This window comes from uncultured Sunxiuqinia sp. (assembly GCF_963974515.1).
Lineage (GTDB): Bacteria > Bacteroidota > Bacteroidia > Bacteroidales > Prolixibacteraceae > Sunxiuqinia.
The window spans coordinates 1-19,996 of sequence record NZ_CAXBDD010000050.1 but is presented as its reverse complement, the minus strand read 5'-3'; the positions used below and the strand labels follow the sequence as shown (position 1 = coordinate 19,996).

Annotated in this window: 15 protein-coding genes; 8 read left to right on the top strand and 7 right to left on the bottom strand. The window is 45.3% G+C overall.

Annotation, left to right across the window (positions count from 1 at the left end; genetic code table 11):
- Window positions 1-105: 105 nt before the first annotated feature.
- The 4 genes from tilS to proS form a co-directional block, all read right to left on the bottom strand.
- Entirely contained in the window at window positions 106-1,431 is a 1,326-nt protein-coding gene (gene tilS / locus AAC033_RS11790) for a tRNA lysidine(34) synthetase TilS (protein WP_339738322.1), read from the bottom strand.
- The gene (pepT, locus tag AAC033_RS11785; protein ID WP_339738320.1) at window positions 1,421-2,650 is read right to left on the bottom strand and encodes a peptidase T; all 1,230 of its coding nucleotides are present in this window, start codon (window positions 2,648-2,650) and stop codon (window positions 1,421-1,423) included. The genes tilS and pepT overlap by 11 nt, the downstream gene beginning before the upstream one ends.
- A 4-nt stretch (window positions 2,651-2,654) precedes the next feature.
- Window positions 2,655-3,341, bottom strand: coding sequence for a hypothetical protein (locus tag AAC033_RS11780; protein ID WP_339738318.1), 687 nt, complete (start codon window positions 3,339-3,341; stop codon window positions 2,655-2,657).
- Between the two features lie 75 nt (window positions 3,342-3,416).
- Window positions 3,417-4,892, bottom strand: a complete 1,476-nt coding sequence (gene proS / locus AAC033_RS11775) for a proline--tRNA ligase (protein WP_339738315.1) — start codon at window positions 4,890-4,892, stop codon at window positions 3,417-3,419.
- 94 nt (window positions 4,893-4,986) lie between these two features.
- On the opposite strand from proS, the gene AAC033_RS11770 reads away from it, so the two are divergent.
- The 5 genes from AAC033_RS11770 to AAC033_RS11750 all read left to right on the top strand — a co-directional run bounded on the left by AAC033_RS11770 (window position 4,987) and on the right by AAC033_RS11750 (window position 11,119).
- Entirely contained in the window at window positions 4,987-6,396 is a 1,410-nt protein-coding gene (locus AAC033_RS11770) for a hypothetical protein (RefSeq protein WP_339738313.1), read from the top strand.
- 53 nt (window positions 6,397-6,449) lie between these two features.
- Complete coding sequence (locus tag AAC033_RS11765) at window positions 6,450-7,919, top strand: outer membrane protein transport protein (protein WP_339738311.1); 1,470 nt, start codon at window positions 6,450-6,452, stop codon at window positions 7,917-7,919.
- Window positions 7,920-8,081: 162 nt separating this feature from the next.
- The gene (locus AAC033_RS11760) at window positions 8,082-8,357 is read left to right on the top strand and encodes a hypothetical protein (protein ID WP_339738309.1); all 276 of its coding nucleotides are present in this window, start codon (window positions 8,082-8,084) and stop codon (window positions 8,355-8,357) included.
- 12 nt (window positions 8,358-8,369) lie between these two features.
- A complete protein-coding gene (locus AAC033_RS11755) occupies window positions 8,370-9,086 on the top strand; it encodes a methyltransferase domain-containing protein (RefSeq protein WP_339738307.1) in 717 nt (238 codons plus the stop codon).
- An 11-nt stretch (window positions 9,087-9,097) separates the two neighbouring features.
- Window positions 9,098-11,119, top strand: a complete 2,022-nt coding sequence (locus tag AAC033_RS11750) for a DUF4954 family protein (RefSeq protein WP_339738305.1) — start codon at window positions 9,098-9,100, stop codon at window positions 11,117-11,119.
- Window positions 11,120-11,131: 12 nt separating this feature from the next.
- On the opposite strand, the gene AAC033_RS11745 is transcribed toward AAC033_RS11750, so the two are convergent.
- The 3 genes from AAC033_RS11745 to AAC033_RS11735 form a co-directional block, all read right to left on the bottom strand.
- Window positions 11,132-11,824 (bottom strand): phosphatase PAP2 family protein, encoded by a 693-nt coding sequence (locus AAC033_RS11745; RefSeq protein WP_339738303.1) that lies wholly within the window; start codon window positions 11,822-11,824, stop codon window positions 11,132-11,134.
- Window positions 11,809-12,696 (bottom strand): hypothetical protein, encoded by an 888-nt coding sequence (locus AAC033_RS11740; RefSeq protein WP_339738301.1) that lies wholly within the window; start codon window positions 12,694-12,696, stop codon window positions 11,809-11,811. Before AAC033_RS11740 ends, AAC033_RS11745 begins: the two co-directional genes overlap by 16 nt.
- 178 nt (window positions 12,697-12,874) lie before the next feature.
- Window positions 12,875-14,080, bottom strand: coding sequence for a C1 family peptidase (locus tag AAC033_RS11735; RefSeq protein WP_339738299.1), 1,206 nt, complete (start codon window positions 14,078-14,080; stop codon window positions 12,875-12,877).
- Between the two features lie 259 nt (window positions 14,081-14,339).
- Here AAC033_RS11735 and AAC033_RS11730 point away from each other — a divergent pair, with 259 nt between their 5' ends.
- The 3 genes from AAC033_RS11730 to AAC033_RS11720 form a co-directional block, all read left to right on the top strand.
- Window positions 14,340-15,065 (top strand): copper resistance protein NlpE N-terminal domain-containing protein, encoded by a 726-nt coding sequence (locus tag AAC033_RS11730; RefSeq protein ID WP_339738297.1) that lies wholly within the window; start codon window positions 14,340-14,342, stop codon window positions 15,063-15,065.
- A gap of 216 nt (window positions 15,066-15,281) precedes the next feature.
- Window positions 15,282-17,780 carry a sugar-binding domain-containing protein gene (locus AAC033_RS11725; RefSeq protein WP_339738295.1) on the top strand — a complete coding sequence of 833 codons (2,499 nt, stop codon included), beginning with the start codon at window positions 15,282-15,284 and terminating at the stop codon, window positions 17,778-17,780.
- 248 nt (window positions 17,781-18,028) lie between these two features.
- A partial coding sequence (locus tag AAC033_RS11720; RefSeq protein WP_339738293.1) for a glycoside hydrolase family 2 TIM barrel-domain containing protein occupies window positions 18,029-19,996 on the top strand: 1,968 nt, incomplete at its 3' end.

Below are 19,996 nucleotides of genomic sequence, written 5' to 3'. Positions count from 1 at the left end.
TGGTGTCCTACGAGGGGTTGGCCTTGGAATATAAGAGAAGGAAACTGAGGCACCTGAACAACAATAAACGCCGGTGATTCATCGCCTTCCTGTCCAGAAGAATGATTAATCAGCAACCGTTATTCGCAAGACGGTCCGGGTGTTGTCGCTTATTTTGAAGCGGTTGTCGATGCGGTGGCCAACGATCCAGACGACTTTTCCCGCGCTGTATAAAATCCAGCAGTTTTCTTTTTCGGGAATCGAGAACTTTTCATCGACAAAGAAGTCGCTGAGCTTTTTGAAACCACTCATGCCTAAGGGTTGAAAATACTCTCCCTGCTCCCACTTTTTAAGGACCAGCGGAAATTCAAGCAAATCAATATCCAAATCAGCTACGGCCGGGCTTTTGGATATCTGAAAGTGCTTGTTCCGAGCCAACCGTTCAAGTTGAAGATCGAAAGGTTTTGTCATTTCCAGACAATCTACTTCAATATAAAAACGACTCAGGTGATCGGTCGATTTCTGCGTCAGAATAAACACGTCGCGGTCCTTCACCAGTCGGTGAGTTTCCGTATAGAACACCTTTCCTGCCTCTGCTGACAGGGCGAGCCCAATTTCCTTCACCTGATCGGAATTAAACCCAAACGGATGGAGCACCTCAAAAAGCAAAGTTTCGACAAAAGGTGACTGCTGCAAAAACGCCAAATCCAGTTTCAGGCTGCTGCCATCACGACTGACCAAATGCTGGCGTTCCTCATCCACTTTCGCCTGGTAAACCTTTTCCGTTTCTCTTAAGATAGCAGCGGTTTTAGCAGCATTGACTTTAAACGCCGGATTAATTTCTTCCAGCAAAGGCAAGATCTTATGGCGGATCAGGTTGCGGTGATGCACAAATTCGAGGTTGGATGAATCATTGCGGAATGGAACGTTCATCGTTTGCGCGTAAGCCATTAGCTGTTCTCTTGCCGCAAATAACAGGGGCCTGACCAAGCGTCCCCGTTTGGGATGAATACCGCTCAAGCCGCGGATTCCGGTTCCCCGACTCAGGTTAATTAACATGGTTTCAACCAAATCGTCTTGATGATGGGCCGTCATCAAATAACTGTAGGCTAACGAATCCAGCAACTCATAAAACCACTGGTAGCGCAATTCGCGTGCAGCCATTTCAATGGAAATGCCTTCCTGCAGTGCGAATTCCCGTGTGTCGAAGGTTTTTACATGCAGTTCAATGCCGTGTTCGCCGCAGTAGTCGTGCATAAAAACCTCATCGCCGTCCGACTCGGCGCCACGAAGCTTGAAGTTACAATGGGCAACCACAAAGTCATATTCCAGCTGTCGAAACAACTCGAGCATGACCATGGAGTCGCACCCGCCACTAACGGCCAGTACCAAGCGATCGGCAGCTGAAAACAAAGACTCAGCGGCAATATAGTTTTTCAGTTCAGGAAGCATCGCCCAATTTGACTACCTTTTCGCAGATGCGAATCACCACTTCAACCGCTTTGATCATTGATTTGGTTGGCACGTACTCATAAGGCCCGTGAAAATTATGACCGCCGGCAAAGATATTCGGGCACGGCAAACCCATATACGATAGGCGCGAGCCGTCCGTTCCTCCGCGAATGGGTTTGATTTTCGGACTGATTCCCAGTTCGTGCATGGCTTCTTCGGCCAGATCAACGACATATTTGACCGGTTCCACTTTTTCACGCATGTTGTAGTACTGGTCAACCATTTCCAACACCACAGTACCTTCTCCGTAGATATCATTCAGAAACTTGCATGCCTGCGTCACCACGTTTTTTCGTTTCTTGAATAGGCTCATGTCGTGATCACGAATAATAAGCGTAACGCTGGTTTTCTCAACAGCTCCCTGAAACGACACGCAATGGAAAAAACCCTCGCGTTTCTCAGTGAATTCCGGACGTTCATTGGCAGGCAGCATCGACATCAGCCGGGTGCCCACTTCAATCGCATTGATCATTTTATTTTTTGCTGCACCGGGATGCACGCTGCGCCCGTTAATAGTTAGAGTAGCCATAGCAGCATTGAAGTTCTCATATTCCAATTCTCCAATTTCACCACCGTCAAGGGTATAAGCGAATTTGGCCCCAAATCTTTCCACATCAAAAAAGTCGGCTCCCTTGCCTATTTCTTCATCGGGCGTAAAGCAAACACGCACTTTTCCATGTTTCACTTCCGGATTCTCCAGCAGGTAATCCAGGGCAGTCATAATTTCGGCTAACCCGGCTTTGTCATCGGCGCCTAGTAAGGTTGTTCCGTCGGTGGTAATGATTTCCTGTCCAACATAGTTCAGCAAATCCGGAAACTGCTCCGGCGACAAGGCCACTTTTTCATTCAATTGAATGGTTCCACCTTCGTACTTTATGATCTGCGGATTTACGTTATCGCCCGAAAAATCAGGGCTGGTATCCATGTGAGCGACAAAGCCAACCACCGGACAATCCTGTTCAATATTCGAAGGAAGGGTCGCCATTACATAACCATTGGCATCTTTCTCAACGTCCTCCATGCCAATTTCCTTTAATTCAGCCACAAGTTGCTCCGCAAAATCAAGCTGGCGATCAGTACTCGGAAAGCTTTGGCTTTTCGGGTCAGATGTCGTATGCACTTTGGCATATCGAATAAAACGGCTAATTACTTTTTCCATATCGTTAAATATCATCAGAGTTAAACTTAAAACCAACACGTTTGCCGGTTATTATTTTTGAATGGCTGATTTCATCTTTCATCTGTTCCACCGAAGCGATCTTCACCTGATCGTAAGGAGGAACCAACAAATCGAAGTCAACCGCATATTTAATGGCTGTTTTCAGAATTTGCCTGAAAACATCTTTGGTCACTACATCGTTTCCGAAATCTTTCACCAGCTCACCAGATTGTCGCTTCCCTTCAACAAAAAAATGACTTTCCTGATTGATAAAAATCCGCGCAATCAGGTAGCCCAAGTCTTGCAGCCGGTTGTACTTAAACGAGTCGGACAAAAAATTATAAATATGAATGATGCCACAATAGGAATTCAGCGGTTGCTCCTTCACGTAATCGATTTTCCAAATCGGGTGTTCGCGGTTAAACATGAAAATGTTGGAGTGCATGCTGAAAACCAGCAAGTCGCCGGCCAGTTTAAACTCGGCTTCGAAAGGGCCTTTTTCAATGTAAACAGGCAACACTTCAGCCGACACTTTGCCGTTGAGCGCGGTCCGAAACTCTTCGACCAATTCTTTCAACACATCTTTCAACACATTAAACGAAGCCAAGGTATTGGCGTGCGCCTGTTGTTTCACATTCGACTTGGCAACGATCAGCTCGTAGTTGTGGTTGTTATCCGTAACTTTTGTCATTCGCTTAGATTTTTCCTAAAAATAAGAAAAGCAGCCAAGAATGACTGCTTCCTTTTATCATGATTTGCGAAAAACCTAATAAGCCAGCGCAAATAAAACGCGTTGCGACGAAGGTTTTCCTGAATAAATGCATTTTCCTTCCTCTTTCACCCCGTCAAATGGTATGCAACGAATGGTCGCTTTGGTTTCTTCCTTAATTTTCTGTTCGGTCTCCGCTGTTCCATCCCAGTGTGCCAAAGCAAAACCGCCTTTGTTATTCAGCACCTCTTTCAATTCCTCATAAGTATCAACCGGTGTCGTGTGTTCGGTACGATAATCGAATGCCTTTTTATAAATATTTTGCTGAATATCATCCAATAAATCAACGACGTACAGGTCAATATTGTCCAGGGCAACCACTTCTTTGGTCAGTGTATCGCGACGAGCCACTTCGACGGTGCCATTTTCCAAATCACGCGGCCCAATTGCCAAACGTACCGGGACACCTTTCAATTCATACTCGGCAAATTTCCATCCTGGCTTTTTAGTATCCAGACTATCGTACTTCACCGTGATTCCTTTGGCTTTTAATTTGGTAACCACTTCATCGACCTTTCTGGTGATCTCTGCGAGTTGCTCTTCTTTTCGGTAAATCGGAACAATGACCACCTGGAATGGGGCAAGCTTTGGAGGCAGTACCAACCCATTGTCATCTGAGTGTGCCATCACCAAAGCTCCCATCAGCCGGGTTGAAACCCCCCAACTGGTCGCCCAAACATATTCATCTTTACCATCGCGATTGGCGAATTTAACGTCAAACGCTTTGGCAAAGTTTTGCCCTAAAAAGTGCGAAGTGCCCGATTGCAGCGCTTTTCCATCCTGCATTAAGGCTTCAATGGTATAGGTTTCCAAAGCACCGGCAAAACGCTCATTTTCTGATTTGGCTCCTTTTATAACCGGAAGCGCCATGAAATTCTCAGCAAAATCAGCATATACATTCACCATGCGTTCTGTCTCTTCCATGGCCTCCTGCTTAGTGGCATGAGCCGTATGCCCTTCCTGCCATAAAAACTCGGCTGTGCGCAAAAACAGGCGGGTGCGCATTTCCCAACGAACGACATTGGCCCACTGGTTGCACAGAATGGGCAGATCGCGGTACGACTGGACCCAATTTTTGTACGTGTGCCAGATAATGGTCTCCGAAGTTGGACGAACAATCAGCTCTTCTTCCAGCTTGGCATCCGGGTCTACGACAATTCCTTTGCCATTCGGATCATTTTTTAGGCGGTAATGAGTAACTACGGCACACTCTTTGGCGAAGCCTTCAACATGAGCGGCTTCTTTACTAAAAAACGATTTCGGAATGAACAAAGGAAAGTAGGCATTGACGTGGCCGGTTTCCTTAAACATCCGGTCCAGTTCAGCCTGCATTTTCTCCCAAATGGCGTAGCCATATGGCTTAATCACCATGCATCCACGAACAGCCGAATTCTCGGCCAAATCGGCTTTTACAACCAGCTCGTTGTACCACTGAGAATAATTTTCACTTCTTGAAGTTAATTCTTTAGCCATATCTTTTGTTTTGGTATGGTATTTGCTTCTTTTGTATTGAATTTTGAAGCTACAAAGTAAATAATTTATTTTTAAAGATACAGGAGGTCTAGTTATGAAAGCAAAAGTTACACTTATCTCGGCATTAGCACTGTTACTCGGTGCATGTACCACCGGGACATACGTAACCGACAGGTACGATGACATCTATTTTACGCCCGGAGATGTTCCTCCTCCCGCAATTGTTGAAAAAACAGCATCCAATGAGAGCAGATCACAAGTCGTTTCAAGACAGCAGGTGATTACGGAGATGGAAGAAAATGCAGATGGCTCACAAACATTGAAGAATCACATTTATGAAAGCGATGATCCATCTGCTGATGAACTTCTATACGACATGGGCAATATGGAGTTGATGGGATCAGATACAACCATTTATGAAAACGACGGAGATATTGATTACGTAATCAATAACTACTACGACGCCGATGAGATTGATTATGCCTATCGGATTAATCGTTTCCACCGTCCTTATTTCTATGGTTCATATTACTCCAGCAGATTTATGTATGATCCGTACTATTACGATCCTTTCTTTTATGATCCGTGGTATTACGGAGGATATGGTGGCTACTACAGCTATTATAGCCCTTGGGGAAGTAGTTGGTACAGCCCGTATTATTCATTCGGATACAGTTGGTACAGCCCCTACTACTCTTGGGGGTATCCTTATTACGGGTACAACAGCTACTGGGGACATCATCATTATTACGATTCCGATCGTTATGAGTACGGACACCGCCGCTCATCATATAACAATTATGCAAGCAGCGGAGGTTCAGGATCTGTAGGCCGGCTTTCAACAAGCGGTAGTTCCAGACTGAAAAGCACATCGACCCAAGATCTTGGCAGCTCACGCAGGTCAACCTCGTCAACAGTAAGTAACAGCGGAAGACGCACCACTGATGGTGGTGGCACCACTAAGAATGCAACCATTGTTGAAAAGAGAAGATTAACCACTTCCGGAGAAGTTAGTTCTTCAGGCCGGAGAAGTATTTCGACTGACGGATCGTCAACCAACACGGTAAAAAGTGCGACAACAAACCAGCGGACCTATCAGCCGCAAACAACGACGACCCAGCGAAGAGAATACACACCAAGTTACAGCAAGCCCAGAACTGTCACCCGGTCGAGCTATAACAGCAAGAACTATGTTACCCCGCGAACTTCTACTTACAGCAAACCAAGTAGCAGTAGCAGTTCGAGAGTAAGTACTCCGAAAAGTAGTTCCAGCAGTTATCAGAAGACCTACCGATCAAGTTCTTCATACAGCAAAGGCTCAAGCACAACGCCACGGTCAACCTACCAGGCAGCTCCAAGCCGAAGTACGAATTCAAATAACAGCAGCTACCAGTCAAGCCCGAGCCGAAGCAGTGGAAGCTATAGCAGCCCAAGTCGTTCAAGCGGTTCAAGCAGCAGTGGAAGCAGCAGGAGCAGCGGTTCAAGTGGCAGTGGCCGGCGTTAATAACAATAGGACAAAAAAAGCGAATAGTATTGTTTATCAAATTTGATTCAGCCATGAAAAAAATTCAATACATACTGGTTGTCATGCTCTTTATCAGCACAACCGCAATTGGACAAAACTTAGTTGACGGGTTACGTTACTCAGATTACAGAATACAAGGAACGGCCCGTTCGGCGGCCATGGGAAATGCCTTTGGAGCCTTGGGTGGCGACTTCACTTCGGCCAGCATTAACCCGGCAGGTTTGGGAATTTACCGCAGTAGCGAATTTGTAGTTACTCCTTCGTTTGGAAAAACGTCGGTTGATGTTAATTACCTGGGCCAAACAACCAACGAGTCAAAATACACCATCGGGCTACCCAATGTTGGCTACGTCACCAATTTTGGAGACAACGGAACCCAGAATGGCTCCATGGTTGGATTGAGTTTTGGTGTAGGCTATAACCGGCTAAATAACTTCAATATGAAACGCATGATGGAAGCCAGAGACGCCAATTCGACCTTGCTCGACGATTTTACAGCCAATGCCAATAATGATGTTTGGAGCAATTACTACGAAGAACTGGCCTGGCAAACTGATTTGCTCATTTTTGATGAAGATAATGGCGAATATTTTAATGATATTGCGGAGGCAGGATACGGCCAATCGCAGCGAAAGTCATATTCACAAAAAGGAAATATCGATGAGTTTTTGATCTCCATGGCAGCCAATTTCAATCACCGATTTTATTTGGGAGCCACCGTAGGCATTCACAATGTTGACTTTAAAGAAAGAACCAGTTTATTCGAGAACGATGTCGACAATAACATTCCCTATTTCAATGACTATACTTTCAACACATATTTGAATACAACGGGAACCGGATTTAATGTGAAGTTGGGAGCGATTTATAAACCGACGGATGCTTTACGCTTTGGCGTAGCTGTTCATACTCCGACATTCTACCGTTTGCACGATTACTTTGACAATGCGATGTATTCGTACATTAGCTTTGATGACGGCTCAGAGAATTTTGAAGCGCTTTCGCCGCTTGGTGATTACGACTACGATTTAACAACTCCGATGAAAGCTGTCTTCAGTGCCGCCTATGTCATCGGGAAATCAGCCATAATCAGCCTTGACTATGAATACGTCGATTATTCAACCATCAAATTAGACGATGGCGGCGATGGTTATGATTTCTTTGATGAGAATCAGGAAATCAAGAATGCTTACAAGTCGGTAGGCAATCTGCATGTTGGCGCTGAGTACCGCTTATCGAATGAACTGAGTTTGAGAGGCGGATACGAACACTACCCCAACCCGATGAATGAAAATTTTCAATCCACCGCAATGGACACCAGCGATGCTGTTTCATCTGCAGTTTCAGGCGGCCTGGGATTTCGCCAGGGGGGATTTTTCTTTGATGTGGCCTACAAACATGCCCTGGATAAAAATTATGCAGAGGTCTATAATGGTTCCGATTTGGCCAACTTTGAAATTACCAAAGACCAGTTAATCATGACTTTGGGATTCCGATTTTAGAAAAATTTAGATTAGAACAAAACGCCGGTAAAAACCGGCGCTTTGTTCTAATAACCAATATCTTACCCGCAATCACACAAAATTGTTCATAAAATTTCAAAGCCAGACTGCCCTTAAAAAAGGAAAATGTCGTAAATTGTTTTCCACAACCAAATCAAAAAGATGGTTAATTTTAAACAAATAAACTACCACAAATCACTCGAACTTTTCGAGCACGCCGATCTGGCGGGGAAAAGATTGAGACTGGGTGAGTTTAGCACATCCATCTGGTTGCAAAAGGAAAACATCAATCTGGATGAGATTAAAGATATTTCCAAAAACTATCCCGATTTAAAAATCTTCATTATTGGAGAAGGAGAATCAGAAGGCTTTTACATTTATTCGCAAAGACACGAAACTTGTTTTAAATTTGAAGCCGAATTATCTCTTTTAAAATAAGCCATCATTCGTATGATTTTTCCGGAAGAAGATCCAATTTCTCAAGGCGTATTCAACTACCACTTTCATCGCGACAATTCGCCTATCTATATCCATTCAGAAAATTTTGACACCGATGAAGTGCTTCCATCATACTTTTTTCGTAGTTACAAGCAAATGCCGGCCTTGGAGCAAAAAGCGCTTGATTTGGCTCACGGCCGAATTTTAGATGTAGGAGCCTGCGCAGGAAGCCATGCACTTTATCTGCAACAAAAGGGCCTTGAAGTAACGGCGCTCGAGCGGTCTCCTCTATGCTGTCAGGTGATGAAAGATCGGGGGGTTACAGACATTCGGCAAGCTGATTTCTTTCAATTTGAAAATGACAAATACGACACCATTCTCCTGTTGATGAACGGAACCGGAATTGCCGGAAGCTTAAGCCGCTTAGACCTGCTGTTACAAAAACTAGGCAACCTGCTTCAGCCGAAAGGTCAAATCTTGATCGATTCGTCCGATCTTATTTTTTTATATACGGATGAAGACGGATCGGCCGTTATTGATTTGGTTGCTGAAAGCTATTACGGTGAATTAAGCTTCCAAACGGAATACAAGAACAAAAAGAGCCGCGAGTTTCCCTGGCTCTATGTTGATCCGGATCTTCTAACAGAACACGTCGGAAGAAATAAACTGCAAGTAAAACAACTCATCAAGGGCGATCATTTTGATTATCTTGCCCAAATTACACTATAAATGAATCGACAATGCCAAACGATAAGTACCGTCCATTAACGACAGCCGAAATTCAACAGCTGGAACAGAACAAAAACAAGGCTGAAAACTGGCACAATATTTTGGTCAAAGAAGGATTTGATGCAAAACGACTTGAAAACTGCCGATTTTCGGGTAAAAACCGAATCGGACTGCTCAATGAATCCATGACTTTTTTTGGAAATGTTACCAAACACTGTGGCCTGTACAACGCGCATTTTCATAATTGCACTTTGGGAGATAATGTGTTTGTCAATCATGTAAAAAACTACATCGCCAACTACGACATTGAAGATCATGTCATCATTGACAACACCGATTTACTGGCTGTTGAAGGTGTTTCAAGCTTTGGCAATGGCATACAAGTTTCAGTATTGGATGAAACTGGCGGCCGTAAAGTGGCTATTTACGATCAGCTATCAGCGCATCTGGCCTACATGCTTGCCTTTTACAAACATCGAAGAGTATTTACCGATAAGTTGGAACAACTCATTGATGATTATACTGAAGAAAAAAAGGCGGACCAGGGTTTCGTTGGACAGTACTCACAAATCATCAACTGCCGCGAAATTAAAAATGTAAAAATCGGGGCACACACAATCATTGACGGGTGCAGCAAGCTTGAAAATGGATCCGTCAACAGCAATGCTTCGGCTCCGGTAAAATTAGGACATGAAATCATCATGAAGGATTTTATTATTTCTTCAGGATCAGAGGTAACTGATGGTGCGATCGTATCCAATTGCTTCATCGGACAGGGGTGTAAACTGGGATCGCAGTATTCGGCTGAAAACTCACTGTTTTTTGCCAACTGTCAAGGCTTTCACGGCGAAGCTTGTGCGCTTTTTGCTGGTCCCTACACGGTCACTCACCACAAATCGACCTTGTTAATCGCCGGCATGTTTTCGTTTTGCAATGCCGGAAGCGGATCAAACCAAAGTAACCACATGTACAAGCTCGGCCCCATCCACCATGGGATTGTTGAGCGTGGCTCCAAAACCACCAGCGATTCGTATTTGCTTTGGCCCGCAAAAATCGGGGCTTTCACCATGGTCATGGGGCGTCATTACAAGAACTCAGACACTTCGGACATGCCTTTCTCCTACCTGATTGAAAACAAAGACGAAAGTTGGCTTGCTCCGGCAATTAACCTGAAAAGCGTGGGAACCATCCGCGACGTTTTGAAATGGCCCCGCCGCGATAAGCGCACCGATCCGAAAAAAATGGATTGTGTGAACTTCAACCTGCTCAGCCCGTTTACCATTCAAAAGATGGCTAAAGGAATTCGCAAGCTGAAGGAAATCCAGCGAATTTCAGGAGAAACAACCGAAGTCTTTTCTTACAACAATACCAAAATTAAGCGCACTTCGCTGCTGCGTGGCATTGAGTTGTACCACATGGCTATCATGAAATTCATTGGCAACTCGATCATCACCCGGCTCAATACCTGCACCCTGGAAACTCAGCGCGACGTGTACTACTGCTTAAAAGCCGACTCAACGGTAGGAAAAGGTAACTGGATTGACCTTGCCGGGTTGATTGCTCCGAAGCATACTATTTCTGAGTTGCTGGACGGAGTGGAAGCCGGCAGTATTAACCAGCTCAGGCAGATTGAAGACATCTTCTATTCGCTGCATGATAACTACTACAACTACGAATGGAACTGGACTGTTGATTTTATCGCGAAATATTTCGACAAGTCTCTTGAAGACATGTCGGTGGAAGATATCATCCAAATCATTAAGGAATGGCAGCAAAGTGTCGTGGCGATCGATAAAATGCTTTATTCGGATGCAAAAAAAGAATTCCGGCTCGAATCGATGACTGGCTTCGGAATTGATGGAGATCAGAAAACCAAACAGTTGGATTTTGAAAATGTACGGGGAAAGTTTGAAAGCAACGACTTTGTCCGGGAAATTCTCAACCACATTGACCGAAAAACGGCGTTGGGGAACCGGGTGATTGAGCAACTACACCAGACAATCAGCAGGGAAGAAGTAAATGAGAAACTTTAGCGGGCATTTTCTTCAACGTTTTAAACGAATACCGTAAATCGGCTTTTCAAACCATGAAAATCGATTCAACCGAAGGATGCCATTGAGTATGACAATGGCAAAAATGGTTGAAATTACACCCAAAACAGATCCGACATAAACATCCAGAAAGAAATGCTGCAGCAGGTAAATACGGGTAAAGCCAATGATCAGAGCGGCCATAAAAAAGATCATGGCTGCCCATTTCTTTCCGGCCAGCACTGCAAAAAGGCTCATAGCTGCAAAAATCGTCATGGAGTGGCCCGATGGAAAGCTGTAGTGGTAATTTAACTCGGCTGTGTAAATAAAACGGTGAAAATCATCGTAATAAAAATAATTAAACGGTCGGGCACGCTCGGCAAACAGCATTTTTTTTCCCAGGTTGGTAAAGATTGCAACCAAACCCAAGCTTATCAGACCCGTTAAACCAAACCGCACTTTCCAAAACAATAGCGCGACCATAACTCCGGCAACCACCGTCCCCAAACCTAAATCTGTTAAAAACAGCATCAACGTGTCCCAATATTCATCTGAATATCGGTTGACAAATAAAACTACGTCGCCATGACGTGTTGTCAAAAACACAACAATTCCCAATAACAGAAAAACAGCGTAGCAGTGTAGAAATCTGATGAAACCCTTATTCTGATGAAGCCGGTGTACCGCTTTTTTTATTTCCATTGCCATAAATACGCCAGTTTTATTGTTTGATATTTCCAATCATGCAACCCGCAAATATATTGAAATTGCAGGGCATTTTTCCTGAGCTCTCGTTTTGCCGAAAAGGTATACACAGCCGGTTGATCCCGCTCGTTCTTGTAGCCCGAATAGCCACTAACTGAATTTGTGATGCGCCATTTTTCATTGTTGAATTCGAATCCGGCACTGTACATGAAGGCATCGTTCTGCAAGTTATTCATGTCGTTGGTTTGCCACGAATAAAAGCCAAACGAAGCAAATGGTAAACCATTCAGTCCGCCCATAAATTGGGGGATTTGCTTTGAAAAGCTAAAATCGAAATAATATCCCGGACTGTCGCTGTAACGGGCGGCATCAAAGGGTCTTCCCGAAGCCGTTTTTGCCACCATACGCACCAGAGTGTTCGGAAACTTACGATCCTTCACCAACTGAATGTGAGTTCCAAAATATAAATCGCCAATCGCCACTCCCCTGCCATCACGATCACGCGCCGCCCGCTCATCCCGAATGACGTTTGACATGGCATAGTGCTCAAACAAAACACCATATAATTCAATCCCTATTTTATCTGAAAACGGATAATAAAACCGGCCAGCCAGGTTTTGTGTAGGATCGCCTTCGCGAAAATGCAAGTCGAAACTCAACTTCACACTTTTCGCTGTTTCAAGCAAACCCCTGGCCACATCGGGGACTGGCAAAGCGTTCGGTCCCAAATAGCCGGGGCTAATGACGATAAAACTACGCCACCCCGGCATGCCCGGCTCCCAGCCATGCGTTTCGTTCCACCACGACCAATCGTCTTGCGCCTGCACAGAAGCAATCGAAAAACACGTAAGTATAAAAAGTAAAAGTCGTTTCATCGAACTATCTTGCGGATATTTAATTCTGGCACCCGACCTTCGAAAGTGGATAATCTGATTACCAAGCTGATCTCTTTCGTTCTCCTGGCAAATGCCCCGGCGTTGTTGCCGTTCCAAAGATAAGCATCGTCCGATAAAAGGCATAAAAAAACTCCCGCGGCTATGGGAGCTTCTTCATCTAGAGATCCAATTTCTTCCGAATATCCTTCGGAATCGCATCTTTGTGTACCATAATACTCATGGTTTTGTACCGAATATACGGTTTTGATGCGTAGAAATATCCATCATAACTATTGTAATCGCCCCACGAATTTTTCACTTTATAATAGACTGCTCCTTCTTGATCCTGTGCGGTACCAACGAGCAACATGCCGTGATCATCTGTGGTTTGGTAGTTGTCAAAAGCCTCCTGACGCAATTCCTGCGTGATTTTCTTCTCAGGACCCGGCTTCTCCAATTTGTGTAGTTCAGTGTTTTTTTCACTTTCCGACATACTCTCCCAACGGGCTATTTCAGCATCATTCATTTCTTCCTTGTCAACGGCAGGCACCACCGCTACGCCCTTTTTCGACGTGCTAAAACCCTTTTCACTCACATCGGCAGCCCAGGCAACGGTATAGCCATTGGCCAGCGAATGATCGATAATCTCTTCAAACTCGTCCAAAGGCACATTGTAAACCTCGTCCCACATCCAATTGTCCGGAACTTCAATAATAAACTTTGAATAAAATGGATGGTGCGTGTATGAACTGACCTCCACATAATCGTCCATGTTGAGCCCCACATAATCCAGCGCAAAACTCTGAGGGGTGTATGTCTCCCCTTGGTATTCGAAGCTGGCCGGAATTTCTCCTAAATAAGAATCCAAGGTTCCCCGAATGGACTCCCGCCAAGCCGGACTTAGCTTTTTATTTGGATTTTCAATAACACCTTCCACCTGCTTTAGAAGCACCTTATCCATCTCTCCATGAACATGTTTGGACTCGCCATAGCTCAAACCGGTATAAACTTCCTCAGGAACGATTCCATATCGTTTGATGATCTGCGTCACATCATGGAAAGCGCCCCCGGCTGAAAAATTTAAATTGCCATGAAGACGCACATATTTTTGTGCTTTTTCATCGTAAGTGTGCCAAACAATAAACATTTCGGAGAGATCCACTTCCGGCCCGCCTTTGCGAAGCATTTCAGCTTCGAGAAAGCTTAGTCCCGAAAACGACCAACAGGTACCAGAGCGATACTGATCTTTCACAGATGTGTTTGGAATTTCATTGATAACAGAGAATTGATAGCCTTCTGGCTTTTCATTATTCTTCGCACTGACTATCCCGGCAGATAAGGCTATAATCCACGTCAGCAAAAGAAACTTTCTAAAATTATTCATAAATAGATAGCGACTATAATGTGTAAAAAAAGTTGGCCAAATATACTAAAATCATATGCATTGGTTAAACAAAACCGGCTCTTAAACATTGTTAATTTTAGTTAATAATTCAGTCGAAAAGCTCAATAAACACAACCTTGACGGTAATTTGTGCATCTTCGGCTTTCATTTAAACATTTGTTGTCTATCAGTAGTTTTAATTACATATAGAGGCAAAAAAATGCGTTTTTTCTTGAACGATTCGCTTAATAGAATAGACATGAAAAATTTAAATTGGTTTTTTCTGGTTGTCATTTTACTTCAAGCTTGTGCTTTGAATAAGTCGGTGGTGCCAACTGGCCAATATTTTGGAGAGTTGCCCTGTGCTGATTGCCCGGGAATTAACTATTCACTGAGCCTGAACAAAGACTTCACCTACACCGAAGCCACCCGTTACCAGGGAAGGGAAGCCAGCGAGTTTCTCGATTCCGGAAAATATGAACTCATCGACGACACCATTGTCACACTCACAAGCAAGCCAGAGCATGCTGGTCTGAAGCAGTTTGTCGCTAAAGACAACCAGCTTTTCATTCTTGATCTGGAAGGAAACCCAATTGAGTCGAGCTATGCCAGTTGGTATATTTTAACCAAAGAAAAGCCATCGGCTCAGGTGAATAGTCAACTCAATGCCTCTTGGGAATTGCAACTCATCAACGATATTCCAGTGGTAGTCGATCGTGAGTTACCTTATCTGGAACTTCAGCTAAACAACGACCGATTTTCAGGATTTGGCGGATGTAACCGGATAAACGGACCTGTGCGTCAGGATGGGCCAACGCTGAAATTTGGAATGATTATCGCCACCAAGATGGCTTGTCCCGACCTGGAAACCGAAACCCAATTTCTGGAATTGCTCAACAACCGAACCTGGGGCTACAAGATTGAGGGTTCAAACCTGGTCTTGACAGATGGCAACGAGCAACTTGTTTTTACTCAAAAAGAGTGACCCCAATGCCCACGCAACAATTAGTCTTCATAGCTCAAAAAAGAGAATGAATCCCACTGGAAATTGATCCTTCCATGAGTGATTGTTCGCATTTAGGTGTATCATGAACAGACGACGAAGTGCGGAAACGGAAACCCCCTTCATTCTGTAGAAAGCTGGTGAAAGAAAGCTCTTCTACCCGATGTGAAACCTAAATAAAAACAAGATCGCCCGCTCATGAAATTTATGCTCAAAGTCCTGTTACTAATATTGCCCTTTTTGTCAGTGGCTCAAGACTGGCAAATGAAGCAGGCGCCGCTTATGACCAACTTTTCGCAAGACATTGATCCGGGAAACGTGTTACCGGAATATCCCCGGCCTCAACTCGAACGCAGCAGCTGGATGAATCTCAACGGCATATGGCAGTTTCAGCCAGGAATCGGTGCTCAGGAAGCCTTGCCCGAAGAAGACTTAACAGGCAAAGTCTTGGTTCCGTTTGCTATTGAATCCGCTATTTCCGGAGTGATGAAACACCATTCGCGCATCTGGTATCGCCGTTATTTTAGTGTCCCCGAGAGCTGGAAGGGCCAACGCATTCGATTAAACTTCGGAGCGGCGGACTACGAAACGGAAGTTTTCATCAACGGAACCAGCGTAGGAACCCATTTGGGAGGTTATGATCCGTTCTCCTTCGACATTACCGATTATCTGAAAACCTCAGGCGAACAAGAAATCACTGTCCGCGTGTTCGACCCTACCGATGCCGGAGGTTTCCCCCGAGGAAAACAAACCCTGTATCCCGGAGGAATCATGTACACCTCAGTAACCGGAATTTGGCAAACCGTCTGGCTCGAACCTGTACCAGAAACAGCTATCGAGACAATTCTTATGGTTTCGGATATCGACCAGCAACAGTTGACACTGACCGTAAACACGTCGGGTGACAGTCCAGGCTTGACATTTCAGGCAAAAGTAAAAGATGAAGGAAGTGTAATTCAAACCGCAGAGGGAAATACCAATCAGGAAGTTCAAATTCCCATTCCCAACCAGAAATTATGGTCGCCGGATTCACCCTTTCTTTATGATCTGGAAATAATTTTACAGGGTGACGCCGAAGCCATTGATTCTGTTAAAAGTTACTTTGGAATGCGAAAGATTTCGGTGGAAGACGATGATGGCCACAAAAAGCTTTTCCTGAACAACGAATTCCTGTTTCACCATGGACCACTTGACCAAGGGTTTTGGCCCGATGGTATTTACACAGCCCCAACCGATGAAGCGCTGAAATATGACATTGAAATGACCAAAGCTTTCGGGTTCAACATGATTCGAAAGCATATTAAAGTGGAACCTTATCGGTGGTATTACTGGGCCGACAAGCTGGGTCTACTCGTGTGGCAAGACATGCCTTCGGCCAATTCGTACACCGACACGCATCCTCCGGTTGATCAGGTAGCCTACGAAAGAGAACTCACCCGCATGGTCGAGTCGCTGCGAAACAACCCCAGTATTGTGATGTGGGTCATTTTTAACGAATCACAAGGGCAGCACCGCACCCCCGAACTGGTCGAAAAGGTCATGAGCATGGATCCAACTCGGGTGGTTAACCAAGCTAGCGGGGGATCGTTTTTTGACGTGGGCCATATACTGGATGTCCACAGTTATCCCCCTCCCTCCGTGCCCACTAGTTCAATACAAGCACTCGCCTGTGGCGAATTTGGTGGCGTTGGCTATAAAATTCACGGGCATCTGTGGAACGATGGTTTTGGTTACGTGATGGTGAACAACGAAGAAGAATTTTTTGACTACTATGAAGAATACATGAAGCAGGTAACCATCTTCAAAACCAACAACGGCCTTTCTGCGGCTGTGTACACCGAGATTACCGATGTCGAAGTTGAGGTGAACGGGCTGCTCACCTATGACCGTTTGGAAAAAGTAGACCTACAACGGATTCGTGCCGCCAATACCCAAGTGATTGAACGAGAAATTTTTCTGACTGATGTTGTCCCCTCGTCGCAACAGGAAGGTAAAATCTGGCAATACACGAATACCCAACCTCCCGGAAACTGGACCGAGGAACCGTTTGACGATTCTGGCTGGAATTCTGGAAAGGCAGGCTTTGGAACCGAAGGAACACCGGGCGCTGTGGCACGCACTCTCTGGAACTCTCCCAACATCTGGATTCGCCGCAAAGTGCCGGTTGGCGATCTGTCTGGCATTGAACGAGACAAGCTGGTCTTAACCATTCACCATGACGAAGATTGCAAGGTGTACATCAATGGGGTGTTAGCCGCAAGCACTACGGGGTGGACCACCAGCTATGTCCACCTTCCAATCAGCACAGCCGCAAAAAATGCGATCCGCTCAAACAGCATTAATACCATCGCCATACATTGCACCCAAACTACCGGGGGACAATATATCGACGCCGGAATTTCGCTGCTCAGCCCGGATGAGCCTGCACCCGAAATTTCGACAGGAAATTTCGGCATGATTGAAGATCAGGAAGATGCCAACTGGCTCTATCCATCTCCTGTCGAAAATATCGTTCATTTTGCAAAGACTTTTCCACAACCAGTTGAAGCATCTGTCATCAATTCCAACGGACAAACAGTGAAAAAACGGAGCGGCACACTTGAGCATATTGATGTCGCCAATCTGAAGCCTGGAATGTATTTTATTCGTGTAAAAGACCAATCAATCAACCATTCCTATAGGTTCATCAAGAAATAAGATTTCTACACAGTAAAAATCAGTGAAAAGGAGATCGACAAAGCCAGTCTCCTTTTTTATTTCCAAAAATCGATACATCGACCACGTTTCCAACAACTCTATATTCTATCAAAAACGCTGCAGCTTATCAAAATGCTACCTGATTGGAAACAAAACAACCCCATTTTATTTTGCCTCGGGCCTGTGCTTAACCAGATATCGTTTACTTTTGTGTTGATAAAAATAACCTCAATCGAATCGATATCAGAATGAAAAAAATCCACTGTCCACGACTCCTAACCCTATTAATCATCGTTTTAGCTTCCTGCCAGCCTAAGATTGAAAAGCCAAGAGAAGTAATCAAATTCACCAAAAACTGGCAATTCATGCTGGGCGATAACCCTGATTATAAAACCGTCGAGTTTAACGACGAAGACTGGCGAACTTTGAACGTTCCGCACGACTGGAGCATCGAAGGGCGGTTCAGTCCCGATCATCCTGCCACTCCTGGTGGCGGCGCCCTGCCTGGCGGTGTTGGCTGGTACCGGAAGACTTTCGCCATTGATCAGGCAGACACCGGTAAGCAATTCTACATTGACTTTGACGGGGTGTACATGAATAGCGAAGTTTACCTGAACGGAGAGTTACTCGGCAAACGTCCGAATGGCTACATTTCGTTTCGCTACGATTTAACGCCACACCTTAGGTTTGGCGAAGAAAATATACTTGCTGTGCGGGTCGATAATTCCGAGCAGCCCAACTCGCGCTGGTACTCCGGCTCCGGGATTTATCGCAATGTGTGGTTGGTTAAAACCAATCCGGTGCATGTAGCACAATGGGGCACCTACATTACCACGCCCGAAGTCAGTACTGAAAAAGCGAGTGTGAAAGTTGAAACCACAATCGAGAATCAAACTTCAGCTGAGCGGGAAATCCTGTTGATCACCCTCCTCGTAGATGCGAATGAAAAAGAAGTGAGTTCGGAACAGCAAGAATTAATCATCCCGGCTGGCGGGCAGCACCAAACGACACAAATGCTGGCTGTTGGCCAGCCTGACTTGTGGACGATTGCCAATCCGGTCAGGTATAAAGCGGTGAGTGAACTGAGTGAAAACGGGCAGATCATTGATCGATATGAAACGAATTTCGGCATTCGATCCTTTGAATTTGATGCCGAAAAAGGGTTCTTTCTGAACGGCGAACCCACCAAAATATTGGGTGTTTGCAATCATCACGATTTGGGAGCTTTAGGAGCCGCCATCAACACCCGGGCACTGGAGCGTCAGTTGGAAATTCTAAAAGAAATGGGCTGCAACGCCATTCGAACCGCCCATAATCCACCAGCTCCGGAGTTACTTGAGTTGTGCGACAAAATGGGCTTTATCGTTCAAAATGAAACCTTCGACATGTGGCGCAAAAGGAAATCCCCCTACGATTATTCGCACTATTTCCCGGAATGGCATGAAACAGATTTGACCGACCATATTAAACGCGACCGCAATCATCCGTCGGTATTTATGTGGAGCATTGGCAACGAAGTTTTGGAACAATGGACCCATGCCGATGCCGATACGCTGGATGCGAAATCAGCCAACCTCTTGCTGAATTTCAAACGTGACGACAGTGCTTTGACGCACGAGGGGGAAGAACTAAGCATCAACTCGCTGCTCACGCAAAAGTTGGCTAATATCGTCCGACAGCTCGATCCAACCCGGCCCATCACCACCGGAAACAACGAGCCCAACCCCAACAACCATATCTACAAAGCCAAGGCCCTGGACATGATCGGCTATAACTACCATCACGAATGGTTTGAAGGCGTACCCGAAAATTTCCCGGGCATGCCGTTTATTGTGACGGAAAGTACTTCGGGGCTGATGACCCGCGGCTATTACCGCATGCCCAGCGACAGCATGCTAACCTGGCCCGAGCGCTGGGACAAGCCCTTCCACGATCCGTCGCATGCCTGCTCGTCGTACGACAACTGCCATGTCCCCTGGGGCTCGACGCACGAAAAAAGCTGGGGCATGGTGAAAAAGTTCGATCACATCTCCGGAATGTTTGTGTGGACCGGATTCGACTACCTGGGCGAACCTACCCCCTATTGGTGGCCTTCGCGAAGTTCGTACTTCGGCATCATCGACCTGGCAGGATTCCCAAAAGATGTGTATTACCTGTACCAAAGCGAATGGGCCAAAGATAAGGATGTGCTGCATCTGTTCCCGCATTGGAACTGG

Excerpts from the sequence above, each read along its gene's own strand:
- tilS (WP_339738322.1), bottom strand. The coding sequence starts at position 1,431 with ATGCTTCCTGAACTGAAAAACTATATTGCCGCTGAGTCTTTGTTTTCA.
- pepT (WP_339738320.1), bottom strand. The coding sequence starts at position 2,650 with ATGGAAAAAGTAATTAGCCGTTTTATTCGATATGCCAAAGTGCATACG.
- AAC033_RS11780 (WP_339738318.1), bottom strand. The coding sequence starts at position 3,341 with ATGACAAAAGTTACGGATAACAACCACAACTACGAGCTGATCGTTGCC.
- proS (WP_339738315.1), bottom strand. The coding sequence starts at position 4,892 with ATGGCTAAAGAATTAACTTCAAGAAGTGAAAATTATTCTCAGTGGTAC.
- AAC033_RS11770 (WP_339738313.1), top strand. The coding sequence starts at position 4,987 with ATGAAAGCAAAAGTTACACTTATCTCGGCATTAGCACTGTTACTCGGT.
- AAC033_RS11765 (WP_339738311.1), top strand. The coding sequence starts at position 6,450 with ATGAAAAAAATTCAATACATACTGGTTGTCATGCTCTTTATCAGCACA.
- AAC033_RS11760 (WP_339738309.1), top strand. The coding sequence starts at position 8,082 with ATGGTTAATTTTAAACAAATAAACTACCACAAATCACTCGAACTTTTC.
- AAC033_RS11755 (WP_339738307.1), top strand. The coding sequence starts at position 8,370 with ATGATTTTTCCGGAAGAAGATCCAATTTCTCAAGGCGTATTCAACTAC.
- AAC033_RS11750 (WP_339738305.1), top strand. The coding sequence starts at position 9,098 with ATGCCAAACGATAAGTACCGTCCATTAACGACAGCCGAAATTCAACAG.
- AAC033_RS11745 (WP_339738303.1), bottom strand. The coding sequence starts at position 11,824 with ATGGCAATGGAAATAAAAAAAGCGGTACACCGGCTTCATCAGAATAAG.
- AAC033_RS11740 (WP_339738301.1), bottom strand. The coding sequence starts at position 12,696 with ATGAAACGACTTTTACTTTTTATACTTACGTGTTTTTCGATTGCTTCT.
- AAC033_RS11735 (WP_339738299.1), bottom strand. The coding sequence starts at position 14,080 with ATGAATAATTTTAGAAAGTTTCTTTTGCTGACGTGGATTATAGCCTTA.
- AAC033_RS11730 (WP_339738297.1), top strand. The coding sequence starts at position 14,340 with ATGAAAAATTTAAATTGGTTTTTTCTGGTTGTCATTTTACTTCAAGCT.
- AAC033_RS11725 (WP_339738295.1), top strand. The coding sequence starts at position 15,282 with ATGAAATTTATGCTCAAAGTCCTGTTACTAATATTGCCCTTTTTGTCA.